Annotated in this window: 18 protein-coding genes; 17 read left to right on the forward strand and 1 reads right to left on the reverse strand. The window is 72.9% G+C overall.

Features of this window, described 5'->3' with window-relative positions; all coding sequences use genetic code 11:
• Positions 1–50: 50 nt before the first annotated feature.
• From G567_RS0111275 to proB, 17 genes are all read left to right on the forward strand, one after another.
• Positions 51–1,403 carry a bifunctional folylpolyglutamate synthase/dihydrofolate synthase gene (locus G567_RS0111275; RefSeq protein ID WP_028930075.1) on the forward strand — a complete coding sequence of 451 codons (1,353 nt, stop codon included), beginning with the start codon at positions 51–53 and terminating at the stop codon, positions 1,401–1,403.
• Positions 1,400–1,801, forward strand: a complete 402-nt coding sequence (locus G567_RS28210) for a DUF4233 domain-containing protein (protein WP_037056834.1) — start codon at positions 1,400–1,402, stop codon at positions 1,799–1,801. The genes G567_RS0111275 and G567_RS28210 overlap by 4 nt, the downstream gene beginning before the upstream one ends.
• A gap of 25 nt (positions 1,802–1,826) precedes the next feature.
• The gene (locus tag G567_RS0111285; protein WP_028930076.1) at positions 1,827–2,375 is read left to right on the forward strand and encodes a DM13 domain-containing protein; all 549 of its coding nucleotides are present in this window, start codon (positions 1,827–1,829) and stop codon (positions 2,373–2,375) included.
• Positions 2,376–2,395: 20 nt separating this feature from the next.
• The gene (gene ndk / locus G567_RS0111290; protein WP_028930077.1) at positions 2,396–2,806 is read left to right on the forward strand and encodes a nucleoside-diphosphate kinase; all 411 of its coding nucleotides are present in this window, start codon (positions 2,396–2,398) and stop codon (positions 2,804–2,806) included.
• A 52-nt stretch (positions 2,807–2,858) separates the two neighbouring features.
• Positions 2,859–3,782 (forward strand): ABC transporter ATP-binding protein, encoded by a 924-nt coding sequence (locus G567_RS0111295; RefSeq protein WP_028930078.1) that lies wholly within the window; start codon positions 2,859–2,861, stop codon positions 3,780–3,782.
• Positions 3,783–3,795: 13 nt separating this feature from the next.
• Positions 3,796–4,638, forward strand: coding sequence for an ABC transporter permease (locus tag G567_RS0111300; protein WP_037056836.1), 843 nt, complete (start codon positions 3,796–3,798; stop codon positions 4,636–4,638).
• Complete coding sequence (locus tag G567_RS0111305) at positions 4,635–5,462, forward strand: ABC transporter permease (RefSeq protein ID WP_028930080.1); 828 nt, start codon at positions 4,635–4,637, stop codon at positions 5,460–5,462. Before G567_RS0111300 ends, G567_RS0111305 begins: the two co-directional genes overlap by 4 nt.
• Before the next feature lie 103 nt (positions 5,463–5,565).
• Positions 5,566–6,444, forward strand: coding sequence for a 4-hydroxy-tetrahydrodipicolinate synthase (dapA, locus tag G567_RS0111310; protein WP_028930081.1), 879 nt, complete (start codon positions 5,566–5,568; stop codon positions 6,442–6,444).
• 132 nt (positions 6,445–6,576) lie between these two features.
• Positions 6,577–8,532 (forward strand): TIGR03960 family B12-binding radical SAM protein, encoded by a 1,956-nt coding sequence (locus tag G567_RS0111315; protein ID WP_028930082.1) that lies wholly within the window; start codon positions 6,577–6,579, stop codon positions 8,530–8,532.
• On the forward strand, positions 8,525–9,025 hold the full coding sequence (locus G567_RS0111320; RefSeq protein ID WP_028930083.1) for a GNAT family N-acetyltransferase: 501 nt from the start codon (positions 8,525–8,527) through the stop codon (positions 9,023–9,025). The genes G567_RS0111315 and G567_RS0111320 overlap by 8 nt, the downstream gene beginning before the upstream one ends.
• Positions 9,026–9,637: 612 nt before the next feature.
• The gene (locus tag G567_RS0111330; protein ID WP_147200917.1) at positions 9,638–9,988 is read left to right on the forward strand and encodes a hypothetical protein; all 351 of its coding nucleotides are present in this window, start codon (positions 9,638–9,640) and stop codon (positions 9,986–9,988) included.
• A 73-nt stretch (positions 9,989–10,061) separates the two neighbouring features.
• Complete coding sequence (locus G567_RS0111335) at positions 10,062–10,844, forward strand: TIGR03936 family radical SAM-associated protein (RefSeq protein ID WP_028930086.1); 783 nt, start codon at positions 10,062–10,064, stop codon at positions 10,842–10,844.
• Positions 10,845–11,001: 157 nt separating this feature from the next.
• A complete protein-coding gene (locus tag G567_RS0111340; protein WP_028930087.1) occupies positions 11,002–14,151 on the forward strand; it encodes a translation initiation factor IF-2 N-terminal domain-containing protein in 3,150 nt (1,049 codons plus the stop codon).
• 127 nt (positions 14,152–14,278) lie between these two features.
• Positions 14,279–14,587, forward strand: coding sequence for a 50S ribosomal protein L21 (gene rplU / locus G567_RS0111345; protein ID WP_028930088.1), 309 nt, complete (start codon positions 14,279–14,281; stop codon positions 14,585–14,587).
• Positions 14,588–14,600: 13 nt separating this feature from the next.
• On the forward strand, positions 14,601–14,858 hold the full coding sequence (gene rpmA, locus G567_RS0111350; RefSeq protein ID WP_028930089.1) for a 50S ribosomal protein L27: 258 nt from the start codon (positions 14,601–14,603) through the stop codon (positions 14,856–14,858).
• 92 nt (positions 14,859–14,950) lie between these two features.
• A complete protein-coding gene (gene obgE, locus G567_RS28215) occupies positions 14,951–16,438 on the forward strand; it encodes a GTPase ObgE (RefSeq protein WP_037056841.1) in 1,488 nt (495 codons plus the stop codon).
• Entirely contained in the window at positions 16,435–17,565 is a 1,131-nt protein-coding gene (gene proB, locus G567_RS0111360) for a glutamate 5-kinase (protein ID WP_028930090.1), read from the forward strand. The genes obgE and proB overlap by 4 nt, the downstream gene beginning before the upstream one ends.
• Before the next feature lie 43 nt (positions 17,566–17,608).
• Here proB and G567_RS0111365 read toward each other — a convergent pair whose 3' ends face one another.
• Positions 17,609–19,396 carry a helix-turn-helix domain-containing protein gene (locus G567_RS0111365; RefSeq protein ID WP_084796059.1) on the reverse strand — a complete coding sequence of 596 codons (1,788 nt, stop codon included), beginning with the start codon at positions 19,394–19,396 and terminating at the stop codon, positions 17,609–17,611.
• Positions 19,397–19,416 lie beyond the last annotated feature (20 nt).

Consider the following 19,416-nt stretch of genomic DNA (forward strand, 5'->3'; position numbering starts at 1 on the left):
ACGCGATCCGTGGTGCGGAGAGCCCCGACGTCGTCCCGGCACAGTCGAGCGTGGCCGGGTTCGCGGAGTTCCTCGCCGTCGAGGCCGAGCTGGACCGGCGCTGGCCGGAGACGGTCATGGAACCGTCCCTGGACCGCATCCGGGCCCTGGTCGACCTGATGGGCGAGCCGGAGCGCGGATATCCCGTGGTGCACCTGACCGGCACGAACGGCAAGACCTCGACGGCCCGGATGGTCGAGGCGATCCTCGGCCAGATCGGCCTGCGCACCGGCCGGTACACCAGTCCGCATCTGCTGCTGGCCACCGAACGGATCAGCCTGGACAACCGGCCGATCACCCCGGAGCGCTACGTCGAGCTCTACCGCGAGGTCGCGCCCTTCGTCGATCTGGTCGACGCCGGCCGGGGAGACCGCCCGGCGCTCAGCAAGTTCGAGGTGCTCACCGCGATGGCATTCGCGGCGTTCGCCGACGCCCCGGTCGAGGCCGCGATCATCGAGGTCGGTCTCGGCGGCCGTTGGGACGCCACCAACGTGGCCGACGCCCAGGTCGCCGTGGTCACCCCGATCGGGCTGGACCACGCGGCGTACCTCGGAAACGACCTGCTCGAGATCGCGCGGGAGAAGGCCGGGATCATCAAGCCGGGATCGGTGGCGGTGCTCGCGGCCCAGGATCCGGCGGTGGCGCAGGTGCTCCTCGAACGGGTCGCCGGGGTGGACGCGCAGGTGGCCAGGGAGGGGGCCGAGTTCGGCGTCCGGGAGCGTGAGCTGGCCGTTGGCGGGCAACGCCTTGCGCTGCAAGGACTATCCGGCCGCTACGACGAGATCGTCCTGCCGCTGCACGGCGAGCATCAGGCGTCCAACGCCGCGCTGGCGCTGGCGGCGGTGGAGGCGCTGGTCGGCGCGGGCCCGCAGCAGCCGCTCGACCCCGACGCGGTGCGCGCGGCGTTCGCCTCGGTGCAGTCGCCGGGGCGGCTGGAACGGCTGCGCGGCGGCGGCGGAGCCCCGGTCGTGCTGGCCGACGCGGCGCACAACCCGCACGGTGCTCGCGCCCTGGCCGCGGCGCTGACCTCGGAGTTTCGGTTCACCCGCCTCGTCGCGGTGCTCAGCGTGCTGACCGACAAGGACGTCCGCGGGCTGCTCGCCGAGCTGGAGCCCGCCGCGCACGAGGTCGTGATCACCGCGAACTCGTCGCCGCGCGCGATGGATCCGGACCAGCTCGCCGCGATCGCCGTCGAGGTGTTCGGCTCCGACCGGGTCAGCGTCGAACCCGTGTTCGGCGAGGCGATCGAACAGGCCGTGGAGCTGGCTGAGGAGGGCGGCGATTCCGGTGTCGGCGTCATCATCACGGGCTCGGTCGTGACCGCGGGCGAGGCGCGCAGGCTGTTCGGCAAGGAACCGTCGTGACCCCGCCGCCGGCACCCAACCCCGACCCGATGAAAGGCGTGCGGGGGGTGTTTGCCGCCACGCTCGTGCTCGAGTCGATCGTGGTGCTGCTGGGGATGCTCGTGCTGACGAAGTTCGGGGCCGGGGCGACCCCGGCCGGGGTGGCGGCGGTGCTCGGGCTCGCCGCCGCGCTGATCGTCGCCGCCGGGTTGCAGCGTCGCCCGTGGGGTCTCTGTCTTGCGCTCGCGCTGCAGGCCGTGATGATCGCCCTCGCGGTGTTCGTGCCGGTACTCGGCGCGATGGGTGTGGTGTTCGCGCTGGTCTGGAGCGGCCTGCTGCTGATGCGCCGCGACGTCGCCCGCAAGATGGAGCGCGGTGAGCTGCCCGCACAGCGGCGTGGGCCGGACAGGGGCGAATAGCCGCCTTCGGCGGGTACGATGTCGCATGGCCCGCACCACTCGCCGCCCGTTGCAGCGTCGCCCGGTCACCTGGGTGGTGGCGGCGCTCGGCGCGGTCGTGGCCGTCGCCGCGGTGGTGTGGTTCGCGCCGTGGAAGCTGTTCGTCGACCAGACCGTCGACGAGGCGGCCCCGGTCGTGGCCGGTGCGCCCGCTGGTCCCGCAGCACCGGCCGGGCCGGTGCTGCTGGCCAGGGGGGAGCTGATCAGTCACGAGCACGCCACGACGGGCACCGTGGCGGTGCTCGCGCTGCCCGACGGCTCGCGCGTGCTGCGGCTGGAGAACCTCGACACCAGCAACGGGCCCGACCTGAACGTGTGGCTCACCGACGCGCCCGTGCTGCCGGGGCGCGAGGGCTGGGGCGTGTTCGACGACGGTCGCTACGTCGACCTCGGCGACCTCAAGGGCAACCTCGGAAGCTCGAACTACCAGCTGCCCGCCGACGCCGACCTCGCCCGGCTCACCGGAGTGAGCATCTGGTGCGACCGGTTCAACGTCTCCTTCGGCGCCGCCGCCCTGCAGCCGGTGGCCGCCTGAACCGCCGATACGCTGGCGGCGTGACTGAACGTACCCTGGTCCTCGTCAAGCCCGACGGCGTCGAGCGCAAGCTCGTCGGCGAGGTCGTCGTCCGGATCGAGCGCAAGGGGCTCGATCTGGTGGCTCTCGAGATGCGCACCGTCGACCGCGAGCTGGCCGCCCAGCATTACGCCGAACACGACGGCAAGCCGTTCTTCTCCTCCCTGCTCGAGTTCATCACCTCCGGCCCGGTGGTCGCCGCGGTCGTCGAGGGTCCCCGGGCGATCGCGGCGTTCCGGCAGCTCGCCGGGGGCACCGACCCCGTCGAGAAGGCCGCCCCGGGCAGCATCCGCGGCGACTTCGGGCTGGAGACCCAGTCGAACCTGGTGCACGGTTCGGACTCGCCGGAGTCGGCCGCCCGCGAGATCAAACTGTGGTTCCCTAGCCTCTGACTCCGCGCAAAACTCCGCGCGTTCTGTCGGTGCGCCGGGTTAGCGTTCCGGCGTGTCCGATGCTCTGGTGCAGGCGCGCGATCTTCGCAAACGCTTCGGCGCATTCGAGGCGGTGCGCGGGATCGACGTCGACGTCGCGCGCGGTGAGGTGTTCGGTTTTCTCGGGCCCAACGGCGCGGGCAAGTCCTCGACGATGCGGATGATCGCCTGCGTCTCGCCGCGCTCGGGCGGATCGCTGCAGGTGCTGGGCATGGATCCGGGGTCCGACGGACCGCGGATCCGGGCCCGGATCGGGGTCGTCCCACAGCTGGACAATCTCGACACGGAGCTTTCGGTCCGGGAGAACCTGGAGATCTACGGGCGCTATTTCGGGCTGTCGCGCAGGCGCGTCCGGGCCAAGGCCGCGGAGCTGCTGGAGTTCGCGCAGCTCACCGAGCGGGCCGAGGATCCGGTGGAGCCGCTGTCCGGCGGGATGAAGCGGCGGCTGACGATCGCCCGGTCCCTGGTCAACGACCCGGAGCTGCTGCTGCTCGACGAGCCCACCACCGGGCTCGACCCGCAGGCCCGGCATCTGCTCTGGGACCGGCTCTACCGGCTCAAACGCGAGGGCGTCACCCAGATCGTCACCACCCACTACATGGACGAGGCCGAGCAACTGTGCGACCGGCTCGTCGTCATGGACGACGGGCTGATCGTCGCGGAGGGCTCGCCCGTCGAGCTGATCGAACGGTACTCCACCCGTGAGGTGCTCGAGCTGCGGTTCCTTCCGGAGCACCGGCCCGCGGCCGGCGAGCTCGCCGGGCTGGTGGAGCGGGTCGAGGAACTGCCCGACCGGTTCCTGCTCTACACCGCCGACGGCGAGCGGGCCCAGGCCGAGGTGGCCCGGTCCGGCCTGCGGCCGCTGTCGGCGTTGGTGCGCCGTTCGTCGCTGGAGGACGTCTTCCTCCGGCTCACCGGCCGGAGCCTGGTGGATTGAGGAGGATGGACCGATGGCCGAGGTGACCGCCGCGGTCGTCCCCGCCCCCAGCGCGTCCGGCCGGGTTCCGGGCCGCGCCGGTGGGATCGGGATCGTCGTCGAGCACCACTGGCGCTGGTACCGGCGCAACTGGCGAGCCACGGTCGTGTCCTCGGTGCTGCAGCCCCTGCTGTTCCTGCTGGCGTTCGGCGTGGGTTTCGGCGCGCTGGTGAGCGGTTCCGGGCGGGTCGAGGTGGCCACCGGCGGCGTCGGCTACCTGGTGTGGCTCGCGCCCGCGCTGCTCGCGATGTCGGCGGTGCAGAGCGCCGCGTTCGAGTCGACCTATCCGGTGCTGTCCGGATTCAAATGGCAGCGGGTGTACCACGCGATGGCGGCGGGCCCGCTGTCCGCCGCCCAGATCGGGCTCGGCCACCTGACCTGGATCGCGCTGAAGATGTTCGCCTCCGGTGCGGTCTACGTGATCGTCATCGCGGTGTTCGGAGGAGTGACCGGTCCGGGGGTCGCCGTGTCGCTGGTCGCCGCGACGTTCACCGGCACCGCCGTGGCCGCGCTGGTGATGGCGTTCGCGGCCACCGTGGAGAACGAGGGTTCGGCCTTCACCGGGCTGTTCCGGTTCGTCGTCATCCCGATGACGCTGTTCTCGGGCACGTTCTTCCCGGTCGACCGGCTTCCCGCCGTCGTGCGGCCGCTGGCCTGGGTCTCCCCGCTGTGGCACGGCACCGAGCTGGCCCGATCGGCGGCGCTGGGCCGGTGGCAGCCGCTCGCCGCCGCGGGCCATGTGGCGTTCCTGCTGGTGCTGCTGGTGATCGGGGCCGTGCTGGTGGCGCGGCAGTTCCGACGGAGGCTGACACCATGAGCGCCCCCTCCGCCGTCCCGGACGTCCCGCTCGCGCCGCGGCTGCTTCCGGCCGGCAGCTACGCGGGCCGCGCCCGGATGCTGCTGCTCCGATCGGCCACCGCGTCGCGGCGGACCTGGCTGGCGTTCGTGTCCGGGTTCTTCGAGCCGATCTTCTATCTCCTCGCGATGGGCCAGGGCCTCGGGTCGCTGGTCGGGGAGCTGCCCGGCCCCGGCGGCGCGTCGCTCAGCTACGCGGCGTTCATCGCGCCCGGACTGCTGGCCGCGTCGGCGATGAACGGGGCGGTGTTCGATTCCACCTACAACGTGTTCTTCAAGCTCCGGTACGCCCGGCTCTACGACGCGATGCTGGCCACCCCGCTCGGGCCGATCGACATCGCGCTCGGTGAGATCGGCTGGGCGCTGCTGCGCGGTGGGCTGTACGCCACCGGGTTCCTCTCGGTGATGGCGGCGTTCGGGCTGATCGCCTCGCCGTGGGCGTTGCTCGCGCTGCCCGCGGCGCTGGTGGTGGCGTTCGCGTTCGGCGCGATCGGGATGGCGGCGACGTCGTTCATGCGCTCCTGGCAGGACTTCGACCTGGTCACGCTCGCGGTGCTGCCGATGTTCCTGTTCGCGACGACGTTCTACCCGCTGTCGGTCTACCCGCGATGGTTGCAGCTGGTGGTCGAGTGCCTGCCGCTGTACCACGCCGTCGAGCTGATGCGTGCGCTGACCACCGGCGCGGTGCATCTCGGTCTGCTCAGCCACCTCGGGTACTTCGCGGTGATGATCGCGGTCGGGGTCGTGCTGGCTTCTCGGCGGCTCGACGCGCTGCTGCTGAAGTAGGGGGCTCTGCGGGCCGGGCGCGGCGAAACACCGGCACTGCGCGCGTGCCGTCTCCCGTGCGGGTAGCGTTCGACGTCGGTACACACGGCGGAGGAAACGAACCATGATCACCGGCAGTATCGTCGCGCTGGTCACCCCGATGCGGGCCGACGGCTCGCTCGACCATGAGGCGCTCGCGAAGCTCGTCGACCGCACGATCGAGGCCGGCACGTCGGCCATCGTGTCGGTCGGCACCACGGGCGAGTCGGCGACTCTCGACGTCGACGAGCACACCGACGTCATCCGGCGCACCATCGACGTCGCCGGGGACCGGGTCCCGATCATCGCCGGCACCGGCGCGAACAGCACCAGCGAGGCCATCCACCTCACGCGGGCGGCGAAACAGGCGGGTGCGGACGCGGCGCTGCTCGTCACCCCGTACTACAACAAGCCTCCGCAGGAGGGCCTGTACCGGCACTTCCGGGCCGTCGCCGAGGCCGTCGACATCCCGCAGATCCTCTACAACGTCCCCGGGCGCACCGCCTGCGACATGCTGCCGGCGACCGTGGCGCGGCTGGCGGCGGTGCCGAACATCATCGGGATCAAGGAGGCGCTCGGCGACCTCGGCCGAGTGCGGGATCTCGTCGCCCTCGGCCTCGACGACTTCGCGCTCTACTCCGGTGACGACGCCACCGCGCGCGAGAGCATGCTCGCCGGGTTCCACGGCAACATCTCGGTGACCGCCAACGTCGCCCCGGATGCGATGGCGAAGATGTGCGCGGCGGCGATCGCGGGCGACGCCGAGACCGCGGCGGCGATCGACGCCGACCTCGCCGAACTGCACCGCAAGCTGTTCATCGAGCCGAACCCGATCCCGGTGAAGTGGGCGCTCGCCGAGCTGGGGCTGATGGAGCCCGGCATCCGGCTGCCGCTGGTCCCGCTCGACGAGGCCCATCACGAGGCGGTCCGCGCCGCGCTGCGGACCGCGGGCCTGCTCGGCTGAGCGCACCCGGCCGCACGTGAGCGGCGCAAGCACCCCTGAATGACGCTTGCGCCGCTCACGTGCGGGCCGGGCGAGGCGGCAGGTGCGGTGTGGGTGCGAGGCCGTCCGGAGCCGGGGCTACCCTGGGGCAGCGTGACCCCCGCGTCCGTCTTCCCGATCCTCGAGCCGCTGCTGCCGCATGTCGCCAAGCCCGTGCAGTACGTCGGCGGCGAGCTGAACGCGCAGCAGCGAGACTGGGAGTCCGCCGCGGTGCGATGGGCTCTGCTCTACCCCGACGCCTACGAGGTCGGGCTGCCCAACCAGGGCGTCATGATCCTCTACGAGGTGCTCAACGAGCGGGACGACGCCCTCGCGGAGCGCTGCTACGCCGTCTGGCCCGACCTCGAGGCGCTGATGCGCGAGCGCGGCGTGCCCGCGTTCACCGTCGACGCGCATCGCCCGGTCGACGCGTTCGATCTGCTCGGCGTGAGCTTCCCCACCGAGCTGGGCTACACGAACCTGCTCACCACGCTCGACCTGGCCGGCATCCCGCTGCACGCGACCGAGCGCGGTCTCGACCATCCGGTGGTCGTCGCGGGCGGGCACGCGGCGTTCAACCCCGAGCCGATCGCGGACTTCATCGACGTCGCGGCGATCGGGGACGGTGAGGAGGTCGTCGGGGACATCACCGACGTGGTGAAGGGGTGGAAGGAGCAGGGCCGTCCCGGCGGACGCCGCGAGCTGCTGCTGCGGCTGGCGGCGACCGACGGCTGCTACGTGCCGTCGTGCTACGCCGTCGACTACGCCACCGACGGCGTCATCGCCGCGGTCGTCCCGGTGCACGAACGCGTGCCGCGCACCGTGCAGAAGCGCACCACCGTCGAGCTGGACGACTGGCCGTACCCGAAGAAACCGCTGGTCCCGCTGGCCGACACGGTGCACGAGCGGGCGAGCGTGGAGATCTTCCGGGGCTGCACCCGGGGCTGCCGGTTCTGCCAGGCCGGCATGATCACCCGCCCGGTACGCGAGCGGTCACTGGCCGGCATCGGCGAGATGGTCGATCAGGCCGTGCGCGCCAGCGGCTTCGACGAGATCGGGCTGCTGTCGCTGTCGTCGGCCGACCACTCCGAGATCGCCGAGATCACCAAGGGGCTGGCCGACCGCTACGAGGGCACCAACACGTCGTTGTCGCTGCCCTCGACCAGGGTCGACGCGTTCAACATCGACCTCGCCAACGAGATCTCCCGCAACGGCCGTCGCTCCGGGCTGACCTTCGCCCCCGAGGGCGGGTCGGAGCGGATCCGGCGAGTGATCAACAAGATGGTGTCCGAGGACGATCTCATCCGCACCGTCTCGCAGGCGTTCGCGCAGGGCTGGCGGCAGGTCAAGCTCTATTTCATGTGCGGGCTGCCGACCGAGGAGGACGAGGATGTCGTGCAGATCGCCGGGATGGCGCACCGGGTGATCGAGGCGGGACGGGCGGCGTCGGGGCGCAACGACATCCGCTGCACCATCTCGATCGGCGGGTTCGTGCCCAAGCCGCACACCCCGTTCCAGTGGGCCGCGCAGGCGTCGCCCGAGGTGGTCGACGACCGGCTGCGCAAGCTCCGCGCCGCAGTCAACAGCAACCGCAAGCTGGGGCGTAATGTCGGTATGCGGTATCACGATGGGCAACCGTCGCTCATCGAGGGTCTGCTGGCCCGCGGCGACCGCCGGGTCGGGCGGGTGATCGAGCGGGTGTGGCGCGAGGGCGGCCGGTTCGACGGCTGGAGCGAACACTTCTCCTACGAGCGCTGGATCGGCGCGGCCGCCGCGGAGCTCGAGCCGCTGGGCGTCTCGCTCGGCTGGTTCACCACCCGCGAACGCGAGCGCGATGAGGTCCTGCCCTGGGACCATCTCGACTCCGGGCTCGACCGCGACTGGCTCTGGGACGACTGGCAGGACGCCCTCGGCGGGCGGGAGCAGGACGACTGCCGGTGGACGCCGTGCTTCGACTGCGGGGTCTGCCCCTCGACCGGCACCGACATCCAGGTGGGCCCGAGCGGCACCTCCCTGCTCCCGCTGACGGTGGTGAACCCCGTCGGTGGGAACCGGTTCGCGAGTGGCTGATCGGGTCGCGTCACCGGAGTTCACGATCCGCGTCGCCGACGAGCGCGACGTGGAGGCGCTGGCCGGGCTGCGCCGTGCCTGGCTCGAGGAGCGCCGGGGCCACCCCGTGGACGACCCCGGATTCGAGGCTGCGTTCGCCCAGTGGTGGCGGATCGAGCAGCCGCGCCGGACGTTCTGGCTGGCCGAGGCTGGTTCGGAGCGGGCGGGCTGGACGGCCGTCGGCTCGATCAACGTCGTCGAGACCGTGCACATGCCGCGCCCGGGCGCCCGCAGCGGGCGGGTCGGCCAGGTCGGTAACGCGTTCGTGCTGAACGCCTTCGCCGACCGCGGGGTGCCGCGGGCGCTGCTCACCTCGGTCGTCGAGCACGCCCGGCAGCGCCGCTACCGCAGGCTGCTGCTGGCCCCGACGCCGGGCAGCGCCGCGTTCTACCGGCGCGCCGGGTTCGTTCCGGCGGGGGATTCGGTGCTCGTGCTGCACCCGGCGGCGCAATAGCCCGAGCGGAGCCGGGATCATGTGCGCTCGTGTGGCTCATGGCCGTGCCGGCGCTCCTGTTCACCGGGATCGTCCTGTGGTCCTCGGCGCTGTCGCTCGACCAGTTCCCGCTGTTGGCTCAGCTCGGTGCCTACCGGGTGCAGGCGATGGTCGTTGTGCTGGCCGCCGGGACGCTGTTGCTGGTGTGCCCAGGGCGTCGCCGGCGAATCCGGGGGCTCGCCCTCATGATGCTCGCCATCAGCCCGCTGCCCCGGATCCTGCCGAGGCTGGTCGCGGATGGGTCTCCGGGCGCGGTCGGTGAACTGACCGTGGTCAGCGTGAACGTGAGCGCCGACGGCGCCGACGCGGCGGAGGTCGCGAGCCTCGCGGTCGCCAGGCGGGCCGACGTCGTCGCGCTCCCGGAGGCGTCGGCGAGCAACGTGGTCGAGATCGTCGCCCGGGCGGGCGCCGCGGGTCTCGACTACGTCTCCGCCACCGACGACCCGCTTGTACCCACCTCGCGGGACTACGAGACCTACGAGAAGCGGTCCAGCGGTCCCTACCCGACGTCGCTGCTGGTGCGCCGTGACCTGCGGCCCCAGTTCGATGTGCAACGGCCGGCGGGTCGGTTGGGTGGCGTCACCGCCGTGCTGTCACGGCCGGTGGGCCGCTCACCGTATCGAGCTGGCCGCGGCGATCGCCCGGGTGCCCGCGCCCGCCCTGCGCGTCGACCTGGAGGTCGCGACCTATCCCGCGGTCGTGACCAGAGCCCTCGCACCGGTGCTGGTGGGGGTGCTGGGCGCGGCCCCCGCCCCGGTCCGGTTGCGCTGGCTCGACCAGAGCGCCGTCGGCCGGGCGCGGTGGCTGCTGGTCGACATGCTGGCCGACCCGGGCGACTGGCTGGTGCTCGTCCCGCTCGCCGCCGGAGCGGTCGACGTCATCCCGTTCAGTCAGTTGGTGACCGCGGCCGAAGGCGGGCGGTGAGCTACCGGGTCGAGGTCAGCCGACGCGCGGTACCGCACGGCGGCCGGGGGCACCGGGATTCTAGACTGGCGGCATGGCACGTGTCCGGCCCGGTGAGGCGGCGAACCCGGCCCCGCCCACGGTCCAGCGGATCCGGGTGCGCTTTGCGAAGCGCGGCCGGCTGCGCTTCCTGTCTCATCGTGATATCGCTCGCAGTTTCGAACGAGCCGTCCGGCGGGCGGGGGTACCGGTGGCGCATTCGCACGGGTTCAGCCCGCACCCCCGGATCTCCTGGCTCGGCGCGGCCCCGACGGGCGCGGCGAGCGAGGCGGAGTACCTGGAGATCGGCCTGACCCGTGAGCTCGATCCCGCCGGGCTCGTCGCCGAGCTCGACGCGGCGCTGCCCGCCGGGCTCGACGTGCTGGCCGCCGTGGTCGCCGAGCCGCCCCCGCTGGCCGATCGGATCAACGCCAGCCGCTGGCGGATGGAGCTGCCGGGCGTCGCGGTGGCGGAGCTGACCGCGGCGGTGGACGCGTTGCTGGCGCGCGACAGCGTGGTCGTCGAGCGGATGACCCCGTCGGGCCGTCGCGAGGCCGATGTGCGGGCGGCGCTGGCGTCCGCCGCGGTCACCCAGGGGGCCGGGCCCACATCCGTGAGCGCGGCCGAGATAGTTGCGGGCTGTGCGATACTGACGGCGGTTGTACGGCAGACGACACCTGCCGTTCGACCCGACGACGTGTTGGGCGCACTCGACGTTGTCGCAGGTCTCAGGCCGCCGGTGCCCGCGAAGGTGACCCGGATGGCCCAGGGCTTGCTCGACGACCGAGGCCGCCTCGCCGAGCCGTTCGACTCCGACCGGGTCACCGCCCGAGTCTGACCGGGCGCGTTCGGTGCGTTGCCGGCGCCCGCCGGCCTCCGGTACGGCGTCGAAGCACCGCAGCTGAGGATTGCTCCCCGTGCACCGCGGGGAGAGAACGCAAGGCCCCTGCGCGGCCGCCTCCCGATTCGGGGGCGCCCGGGGGCGAAGGAGCTGAATGTCGAACGATGACGCGCCCGCCGGTAGCGCCGGCGGGCCCTCTGCGCTGGCCGACCTGCCCGAACGACTGCGGGTACATGCGCTCGCCCGGCTGATCGGGCGGACGAGCCGTGAGGTGCTGGCGATCCTGAACGAGCAGGGCATCGAGGTGCGCAGCGCGCAGTCCAGCGTCGAGCGGAGGGTCGCCGAGCAGGTCGTCTCCGCCCTGCTGCCTGAGGCGGAGCCCGAGAACGGCGAGGACGTCCGCGGCGCCGACGTGATCCCGGAGGCCGCTGAGGCCGTTGACGCCGCCGAGCCGATTGGGATCAGTGAGGCCGCTGCGGCCGATGAGACTGCTGAGACTGCCACAACCAGCGAGACGGTTGAGGCTATTCGGGTCGCTGAGGCCAGTGATACCGCTGAGTCCGGCGAAGCCCTCGCCGAGTCGACCAGCGCCGAGGCGGCAGGCCCGGAGCAGGCGGAGCCCGCCCCGGCCGCCGAGACCGTCGCCGACGAGACGCCGCTGACCCCGCTGTTCGCCCCGCCCGCCCCGGTGTTCCAGCCACCGGAACGGCCCACCCGCGCCCGCCGCGGCGATGCGGCTCCCGAGGCTGCGCCCGAGCCGGCCCCGACTTCGACGGACGCGGCCGACGAGCCCGTCGCGGCGGTCGAGACGCCCGCGTCCGAGGTCTCCGAGGACTCGGGCGACGAGGACGAGGGCGGTGCCCGTCGCCGCCGTCGCCGCGGTCGGCGCGGCCGGGGTCGCGGCCGCGGCTCCGACGGCGCCCAGTCCGGCGACGATGAGACCGGCGAGTCCAGCACCGAGGCCGACACCGAGGTGGACACCGAGGCCGACACCGAGGCCGAGGACGACATCGCCGGCGTCGAGGCCGATGCCGGCGCCGATGCCGAGAACGACGCCGAGGGCGAGGGTGAGGACACGGGCGAGGGTGAGGCCGGGGCGTCGCGTCGGCGGCGCCGCCGTCGTCGTCGGGCCTCCGGCGACGACAACGGAGACCTCGACGCCACGCCTGACCCACCCGACACCGTCACCAAGATCCGGCCGACCCGCGATCGCTCGGCCGAGGACGAGGGATCCGACGGCGTGCAGAGCGTCCGCGGTTCCACCCGGCTGGAGGCCAAGCGGCAGCGTCGCCGGGATGGTCGGGACGCCGGGCGCCGCCGGGCCCCGATCCTGTCCGAGGCCGAGTTCCTCGCCCGTCGCGAGTCCGTCGATCGCTCCATGATCGTGCGGGAGCAGGGTGACCGGGTCGAGATCGGGGTGCTCGAGGACGGCATCCTCGTCGAGCATTTCGTCACCGGAGGTGACGGCTCGAACGCCAACGCCGGCAACTCGATGGTCGGCAACATCTACCTCGGGCGCGTGCAGAACGTCCTGCCGAGCATGGAGGCCGCGTTCGTCGACATCGGCCGCGGCCGTAACGCCGTGCTCTACGCCGGCGAGGTCGACTGGGACGCCGCGGGGCTCAACGGCAAGGCCCGTCGTATCGAGCAGGCGCTGACCAGCGGCGACAGCATTCTCGTCCAGGTGACCAAGGATCCGATCGGGCACAAGGGCGCCCGGCTGACCACCCAGATCAGCCTCGCGGGCCGGTTCCTGGTCTACGTACCCTCCGGTGGCGCCGCCGGGATCAGCCGCAAGCTGCCCGATACCGAGCGCCGCCGGCTCAAGGAGATGCTCAAGGAGATCGTCCCGAACGAGGCCGGAGTGATCATCCGGACGGCCTCGGAAGGGGTGAGCCAGGAGGCGCTCGAGCGCGACGTCCGCAGGCTGCAGGCGCAGTGGGAGGTCATCAAGAACAAGGCGGAGGCGACCGGACCGAACAAGCCCAAGGCCCCCGCGCTCCTCTACGAGGAGCCCGACCTGCTCATCAAGGTCATCCGGGACCAGTTCAACGAGGATTTCTCCCGGCTCGTCGTCTCCGGCGACGACGCGTGGGACATCGTGTCGAACTACATCGGGCACGTCGCGCCCGAGCTGTCCGACCGGTTGCACCGTCACGTCGGCCCGACCGACGTATTCACCGAGTACCGGATCGACGAGCAGTTGCTCAAGGCGCTCGACCGCAAGGTCTGGCTCCCGTCGGGCGGCACGTTGGTGATCGACCGGACCGAGGCGATGACGGTCATCGACGTCAACACCGGGAAGTTCACCGGGTCCGGCGGCAACCTCGAGGAGACCGTCACCCGCAACAACCTGGAGGCGGCCGAGGAGATCGTCCGCCAGCTGCGGCTGCGCGATATCGGCGGCATCATCGTCATCGACTTCATCGACATGGTGCTCGAGGCCAACCGCGATCTGGTGCTGCGGCGGCTCACCGAGTGCCTGGCTCGCGACCGGACCCGCCACCAGGTGGCCGAGGTGACCTCGCTCGGACTGGTGCAGATGACCCGCAAGCGGGTCGGCGGCGGGCTGCTGGAGCATTTCTCCACCCCGTGCGAGCACTGCCGGGGTCGCGGCGTGATCGTCTCGACCGAGCCCGTCGAGCACCGCGACACGCGTCGCTCGCGGGCAGCACGGGCGCGCCGCGCCGACGAGAGCGCTCCCGATGAGCGCGCTCAGCAGGAGTACCGCACCTCCGGTGCCGCCACGGCGGCGGCCGCGGTGGCGGCGGCCGCCCCGGCCGCCGCGAGCCGGGTGCGGATCCCGGCGCCGAATGGCCACACGGGCGAGGACCGTTCCGCGACCAACGGGACCTCGCTGGGCGGGACGAGCACCGTGGCCGTCGATCGCCCGGCTCCTGCGAGCGACGCACCGGCCCCGTCGCAGCAGGCGCCGCCCGTGCCGGCCCCGTCTGGATCAGTCCCGTCTGAATCGGCTCCATCCGCAGGTGCACCATCCGCACCGACGCTGCCCGCGCCGCGCCCGGCCGCCGCCGACACGGACCCGGCCGCCGACACCGAGCCCGCACCGCGCCCGCGCCGCCGCGGACGGGTGACCCGTTCGGCAGGCGCCCCCTCCGAGGCCGCCGCCGCGGTGATCACCGCGCCCCCTCCGGGCGAGGCCCCCCGGGCTGCCGCCGTTCCGGTCGGCATCCCGGAGCAGCCGAAACCGTCGACGGCTGTGCGCCCGCGGCGCGCGCGCCGGGCCGCCTCGCGCCCGGCCGGGCCGCCGACGGGCGCCGACGCCGGGGGGGACCCGGTTTGACCCGTTCAAAATCCGTTCCGTACCCTGGGATATCGGAGCCGCTCCTGCGAGCAGTCGTGGGCGCTGGTGGCGTGCTGTGATGAGCGCGTATGTGGTGTCCCCCGATTTCAGGAGTCGTGCGTCAACGATGTACGCGATCGTCAAGACCGGCGGTAAGCAATACAAGGTGGCCGTCGACGACGTGCTCACCGTCGAGAAGCTCGACGGCGAGCCAGGCGCCGAGATCAGCCTGCCAGCCGTGCTGCTCGTCGACGGCAACGAGCTCACCACCGATGCGGACGCCCTGGCCCGCGCCTCGGTGACCGCCACGGTCCTCGAGCACACCAAGGGCCCGAAGATCCGCATCCACAAGTTCAAGAACAAGACCAGGTACCACAAGCGGCAGGGGCACCGCCAGCCGCTGACCAAGGTCCAGGTCACCGGGATCGCGAAGTAAGGAGACTTGGGCAATGGCTCACAAGAAGGGCGCGTCCAGCTCTCGCAACGGGCGCGACTCCAACGCGCAGCGCCTTGGTGTGAAGCGCTTCGGCGGCCAGGTCGTCAACGCCGGGGAGATCCTCGTCCGCCAGCGTGGCACCAGGTTCCACCCGGGCACCGGCGTCGGCCGCGGCGGGGACGACACGTTGTTCGCGCTGGTCGAGGGATCGGTGGAGTTCGGGACCAAGCGCGGTCGCAAGACCGTGAATGTGGTGTCGGCGCAGTCCTGAGGCTGCTCCGCACCAGTCGAGAACCAAGAACGGCGGGCCGCCCACAGGGTGGCCCGCCGTTTGTGTTGAGAATTACGAGGGGACGTCGTCCGATGTCGCGGTTCGTGGACCGGGTCGTGCTGCATGCCACCGCGGGGGCGGGCGGCAACGGCTGCGCCTCGGTGCACCGGGAGAAGTTCAAGCCGCTCGGGGGCCCTGACGGGGGAAACGGCGGCCGCGGCGGATCCGTCGTTCTCGTCGTCGACCCGGGCGTGCACACCCTGCTCGACTTCCACCACCGGCCGCACGCCACCGCTCGCAACGGGAAGTCGGGGCAAGGCGGGTTCCGCGCCGGCTCAGGAGCCGAGGACCTCGAACTGCGGGTACCCGACGGCACGGTCGTGTTCGACCAGCGCGGCACCATCGTCGCCGACCTCGTCGGGGCGGGTACCCGGTTCGTCGCGGCCGAGGGTGGCCGCGGCGGGCTCGGCAACGCCGCACTGGCCTCACCCGCCCGCAAGGCACCGGGGTTCGCGCTGCTCGGGGAGCCGGGGGAGAGCCGGGACCTGGTGCTCGAGCTGCGTTCGATGGCCGACGTCGGGCTGGTCGGCTTCCCGTCAGCGGGTAAGTCGTCCCTCGTCGCCGCGCTGTCCGCGGCCCGGCCGAAGATCGCCGACTACCCGTTCACCACGCTCGTCCCGCAGCTCGGCGTGGTCAGCATCGGCGGCGAGGACGGCGTCGTGTACACCATCGCCGACGTGCCCGGCCTGATTCCCGGCGCGGCCGAGGGCCGCGGGCTGGGGCTGGACTTCCTGCGGCACATCGAGCGCTGCTCGGTGCTCGTCCACGTCGTCGACTGCGCCACCTACGAGCCGGGTCGCGATCCGATCTCGGACGTGCAGGCCCTCGAGGACGAGCTGGCCCGCTACATCCCGGCGCTCGGCGGGGCGCTCGCCGAGCGGCCCCGGCTGATCGCCCTGAACAAGATCGATGTTCCGGACGCCGCCGAGCTGGCCGAGCTCGTCACCCCCGAGCTGAAGGAACGCTTCGGGTGGCCGGTCTTCCCGATCTCGACGGCGACCCGGGCCGGGCTGCGCGAGCTGTCGTTCGCGATGGGCGAGCAGGTCCGGGCCCATCGGGCGGCCCAGCCGGGCGCCGAGCCGACCAGGGTGGTCCTGCGCCCGCGGGCGGTCGACGACGCCGGTTTCACGATCGAGCCCGACCCGCAGCTGCCCGGCGGGTTCATCATCCGCGGCACCCGTCCGGAGCGGTGGATCCGGCAGACCCCGTTCGACAACGACGAGGCCGTCGGCTACCTCGGTGATCGGCTCGCCAGGCTGGGGGTCGAGGAGGCGCTGGCCGAGGCGGGGGCCGAGCCCGGCTGCCCGGTGACCATCGGCGACATCACATTCGACTGGGAGCCCAGCACTCCCGCGGGTGTGGCGGTGGCGCTGTCGCGGCGCGGCACGGACCGCCGGTTGGCCCAGAGCACCCGGGTCAGCGCGGCCGAGCGCAAGGCCGCGAAACTGGAGCGGCGCCGGCACCGCACCGACGAGGAGCTGGCCGCCGAGGTCGAGCAGGCGGACGGCGAGCCCCGGTGAGCGCGCGCGCCCGGATCGCGGCCGCCCGCAGGCTCGTCGTCAAGGTCGGGTCATCGTCGCTGACCAGCCTGGACGGGGGCCTCGACGGCGAGCGGCTCGATCGGCTCGTCGACACGATCGCCGCTCGCCGCGCCACCGGGACGCAGGTGGTGCTCGTGTCGTCCGGGGCGATCGCGGCTGGGCTCGCCCCGCTCGGGCTGAGCCGCCGTCCCCGTGACCTCGCGACCCAGCAGGCCGCGGCCGGCGTCGGGCAGTTGCTGCTCGCGCACGCCTACGCGGCCTCGTTCGCGCGCTACGGCCAGACGGTCGGTCAGGTCCTGCTCACCGCCGATGACATGATCCGCCGCGCGCACTACCGCAATGCCCAGCGCACCCTGGAGCGGCTGCTCGGCCTGGACGCGCTGCCGGTGGTCAACGAGAACGACACGGTCGCGACCGACGAGATCCGGGTCGGCGACAACGACCGGCTCGCCGCGCTCGTCGCGCACCTGCTTGGCGCCGACGGACTCATTCTGCTCTCCGACGTCGAGGGGCTCTACGACGGTGACCCGCGCCGCGCCGGATCGAGGCTGATCGCCGAGGTCGACGCGCCCGCCGATCTGGAGGCCGTCGAGATCGCCCGCCCCGGCGCCGCGAGCCTCGGGCGTGGCGGGATGGCGACCAAGATCACCGCGGCGGCGATGGCGTCGGCGTCGGGAATCCCGGTGCTGCTGGTCTCCGCCGAGGAGGCTGCGGCCGCGCTGGACACCGCGGTCGACGGGCCGAAGCCGGGCACCGCGTTCCGGCCGTCGGGGCGGCGGATGTCGGCGCGCCGGTTCTGGTTGCGGCACGCGGCCGACGTGCGGGGCAGGCTGGACATCGACGCGGGCGCCGTCGCCGCCGTGATCGACCGCAGGCGCTCCCTGCTCGCCGCCGGGATCCACGGCATCTCCGGGGACTTCGTCGCCGGCGACGTCGTCGACCTCGTCGGGCCGTACGGGGCGGTGGTCGCGCGCGGCGTCGTCGGCTACGATGCCGCCGAGCTGCCCGCGCTGATCGGCAAGCGCAGCCACGAGTTGCCACCCGAGCAGCGCCGCGAGGTGGTCCACGCCGACGACCTCGTCCCCTTCGCCAGCGACCGGCGCTAGGAGCGTTCAGGCACGGCACAACTCGACCGCGTCGCCGGAATGGTCATCGGGTGTCCTCGGCGGCCGTGAGCCCCTCGACCTGGAAGGCCAGCTGGGCGGCGAGCAGCGCGTCGAACCGGCGCATGTCCATCCCGGTGACGTGCTCGATGCGGCCCAGCCGGTACCGCACGGTGTTCTCGTGCACGCCCAGCGCCTTCGCCGTTGCCCGCACCTGGGCGCCGGAGGCCAGGTAGCTGCGCAGCGTCTCGACCAGGTCGCCGCCGGTGGTCTGGTCGCTGCGGCGCAGCGGCCCGATGCACTGCTCGGCGAAGCGGACGGCGACGTCGGCACGGTCGCCGTTCACCACCAGCCGCAGCGTGCTCAGCTCGGTGACCGGGACGACGTCGGCGCGCCCGCCCAGTGCGGTGACGATCCCGTCGATCTCGCGGGTCTCGGCGAGCGCGGTGGGGAAGTCGGGCACGTCGCGGCAGACGCCCGATACGACGGCGCGGCGCACGCCGGTGTGCGCGGCCACGGTGGCGAGGGCGTCGCGGAGCCCGCGGTGCACGGCGCGCAGTACCGGTGGGCCGGGATCGTCGGGTAGCCGCACGAGCAGGACGACGGCGTCGGGCTCGGCGTACGCGGGCGGCGGGGCGTCGAGCACCCTGGCCACCGCAGCGGCGACGCGGTCGCGGCAGCAGGCGGGGCTGCGGCCCGCCGCGACGGGCATCCGCACGAGCAGGTGCGGGCTGTGCAGGTCCAGGCCCACATGCTGGGCGACGCGGCGCACGTCGTCGGCGGCCCGGGAGCCCCGCAGCAGGTCGGCGAGGACGTCGTCGCGGGTCTGTGCCGCGGCGCGCGCGGTGCGGGTCTCGCCGAGCACCTGCAGCGAGAGCACCGCGGCGGCCTGCTCGGCGACCGGGGTGTCGGCAAGGTCGAGCGGGCGGCCCATCTCGATCACGTCGAGGTAGCCCGCGACCTGGCCCTCGGCGACGAGCACGGCAACCAGGTGGCGGCGGCTGAGGCCGGAGGCCGGACGCGGGGTCAGCAGGACCGAGGGACGGGCGGGACCGAGGCGGTCGAGGGCCGCGCGGACGGCGGGCACCCCGAGCGCGGCGGGGGGCAGGCTCGGCGCCGAGTCGAGGCGCAGTCCCTGCGGCGCCGTCCACGTGCGTACCCGCAGGTCGGGACCGAGAAGGGCGACGGGCCGCCCGAGCAGGTCGCCGAGCAGCGTGACGATGTCGTCGATCTCAGCCCCGTCCAGCACCGCGCCGGTCAGGGCGCCCAGCAGGTGGCGGACCTGCTCGGCGCCGGCCAGGCCGCGTTCGCGCCGTGCGGTGCGCGTGGCCTGCGCCGCCTGGGCGAGCGCGGCCTCGGCCAGCGCGGCGAAGCCCGTGACGGCGTGCTCGTCCCGGGCACCGCACTGGCCGTCCTCCATCTCCAGGATGCCGAGGACCTCGCCGTCGACGAGAAGCGGGACCGCGACGGCGGGCCGTATCCTCCCGGGCCGGACCAGGGTCAGTTCACCGGGCACCTCGCGGGCCCGCGCGAGGCGCCCGGTGCGGATCGACTCGCGGGCCAGCGGCGCCCGGTCGAGGGAGCGGACGTCATCGCCCGACGGCTCGAGCCCGGGTGCGGCGGCCCACATGACGCGCTGCAGGGTCGCGCCGGGCCGGAGCAGATACACCGCGCAGCGTGCGACGCCGAGCTCGGCGCGGGCAGCGCGGGTGACGAGCGCGAGGAGGTCGGTGAGAGCGGGATCGGTGACGTCTGCGCTGGTCCGGATGGGTGTGAGGACACCGAGCTCGGCGTCCGTCGACGTGCTCGGCTCGACCATGGTCGGACTCGGCATGACGTCCCGTCACCTCCATC

Source organism: Pseudonocardia asaccharolytica DSM 44247 = NBRC 16224 (assembly GCF_000423625.1).
Lineage (GTDB): Bacteria > Actinomycetota > Actinomycetes > Mycobacteriales > Pseudonocardiaceae > Pseudonocardia > Pseudonocardia asaccharolytica.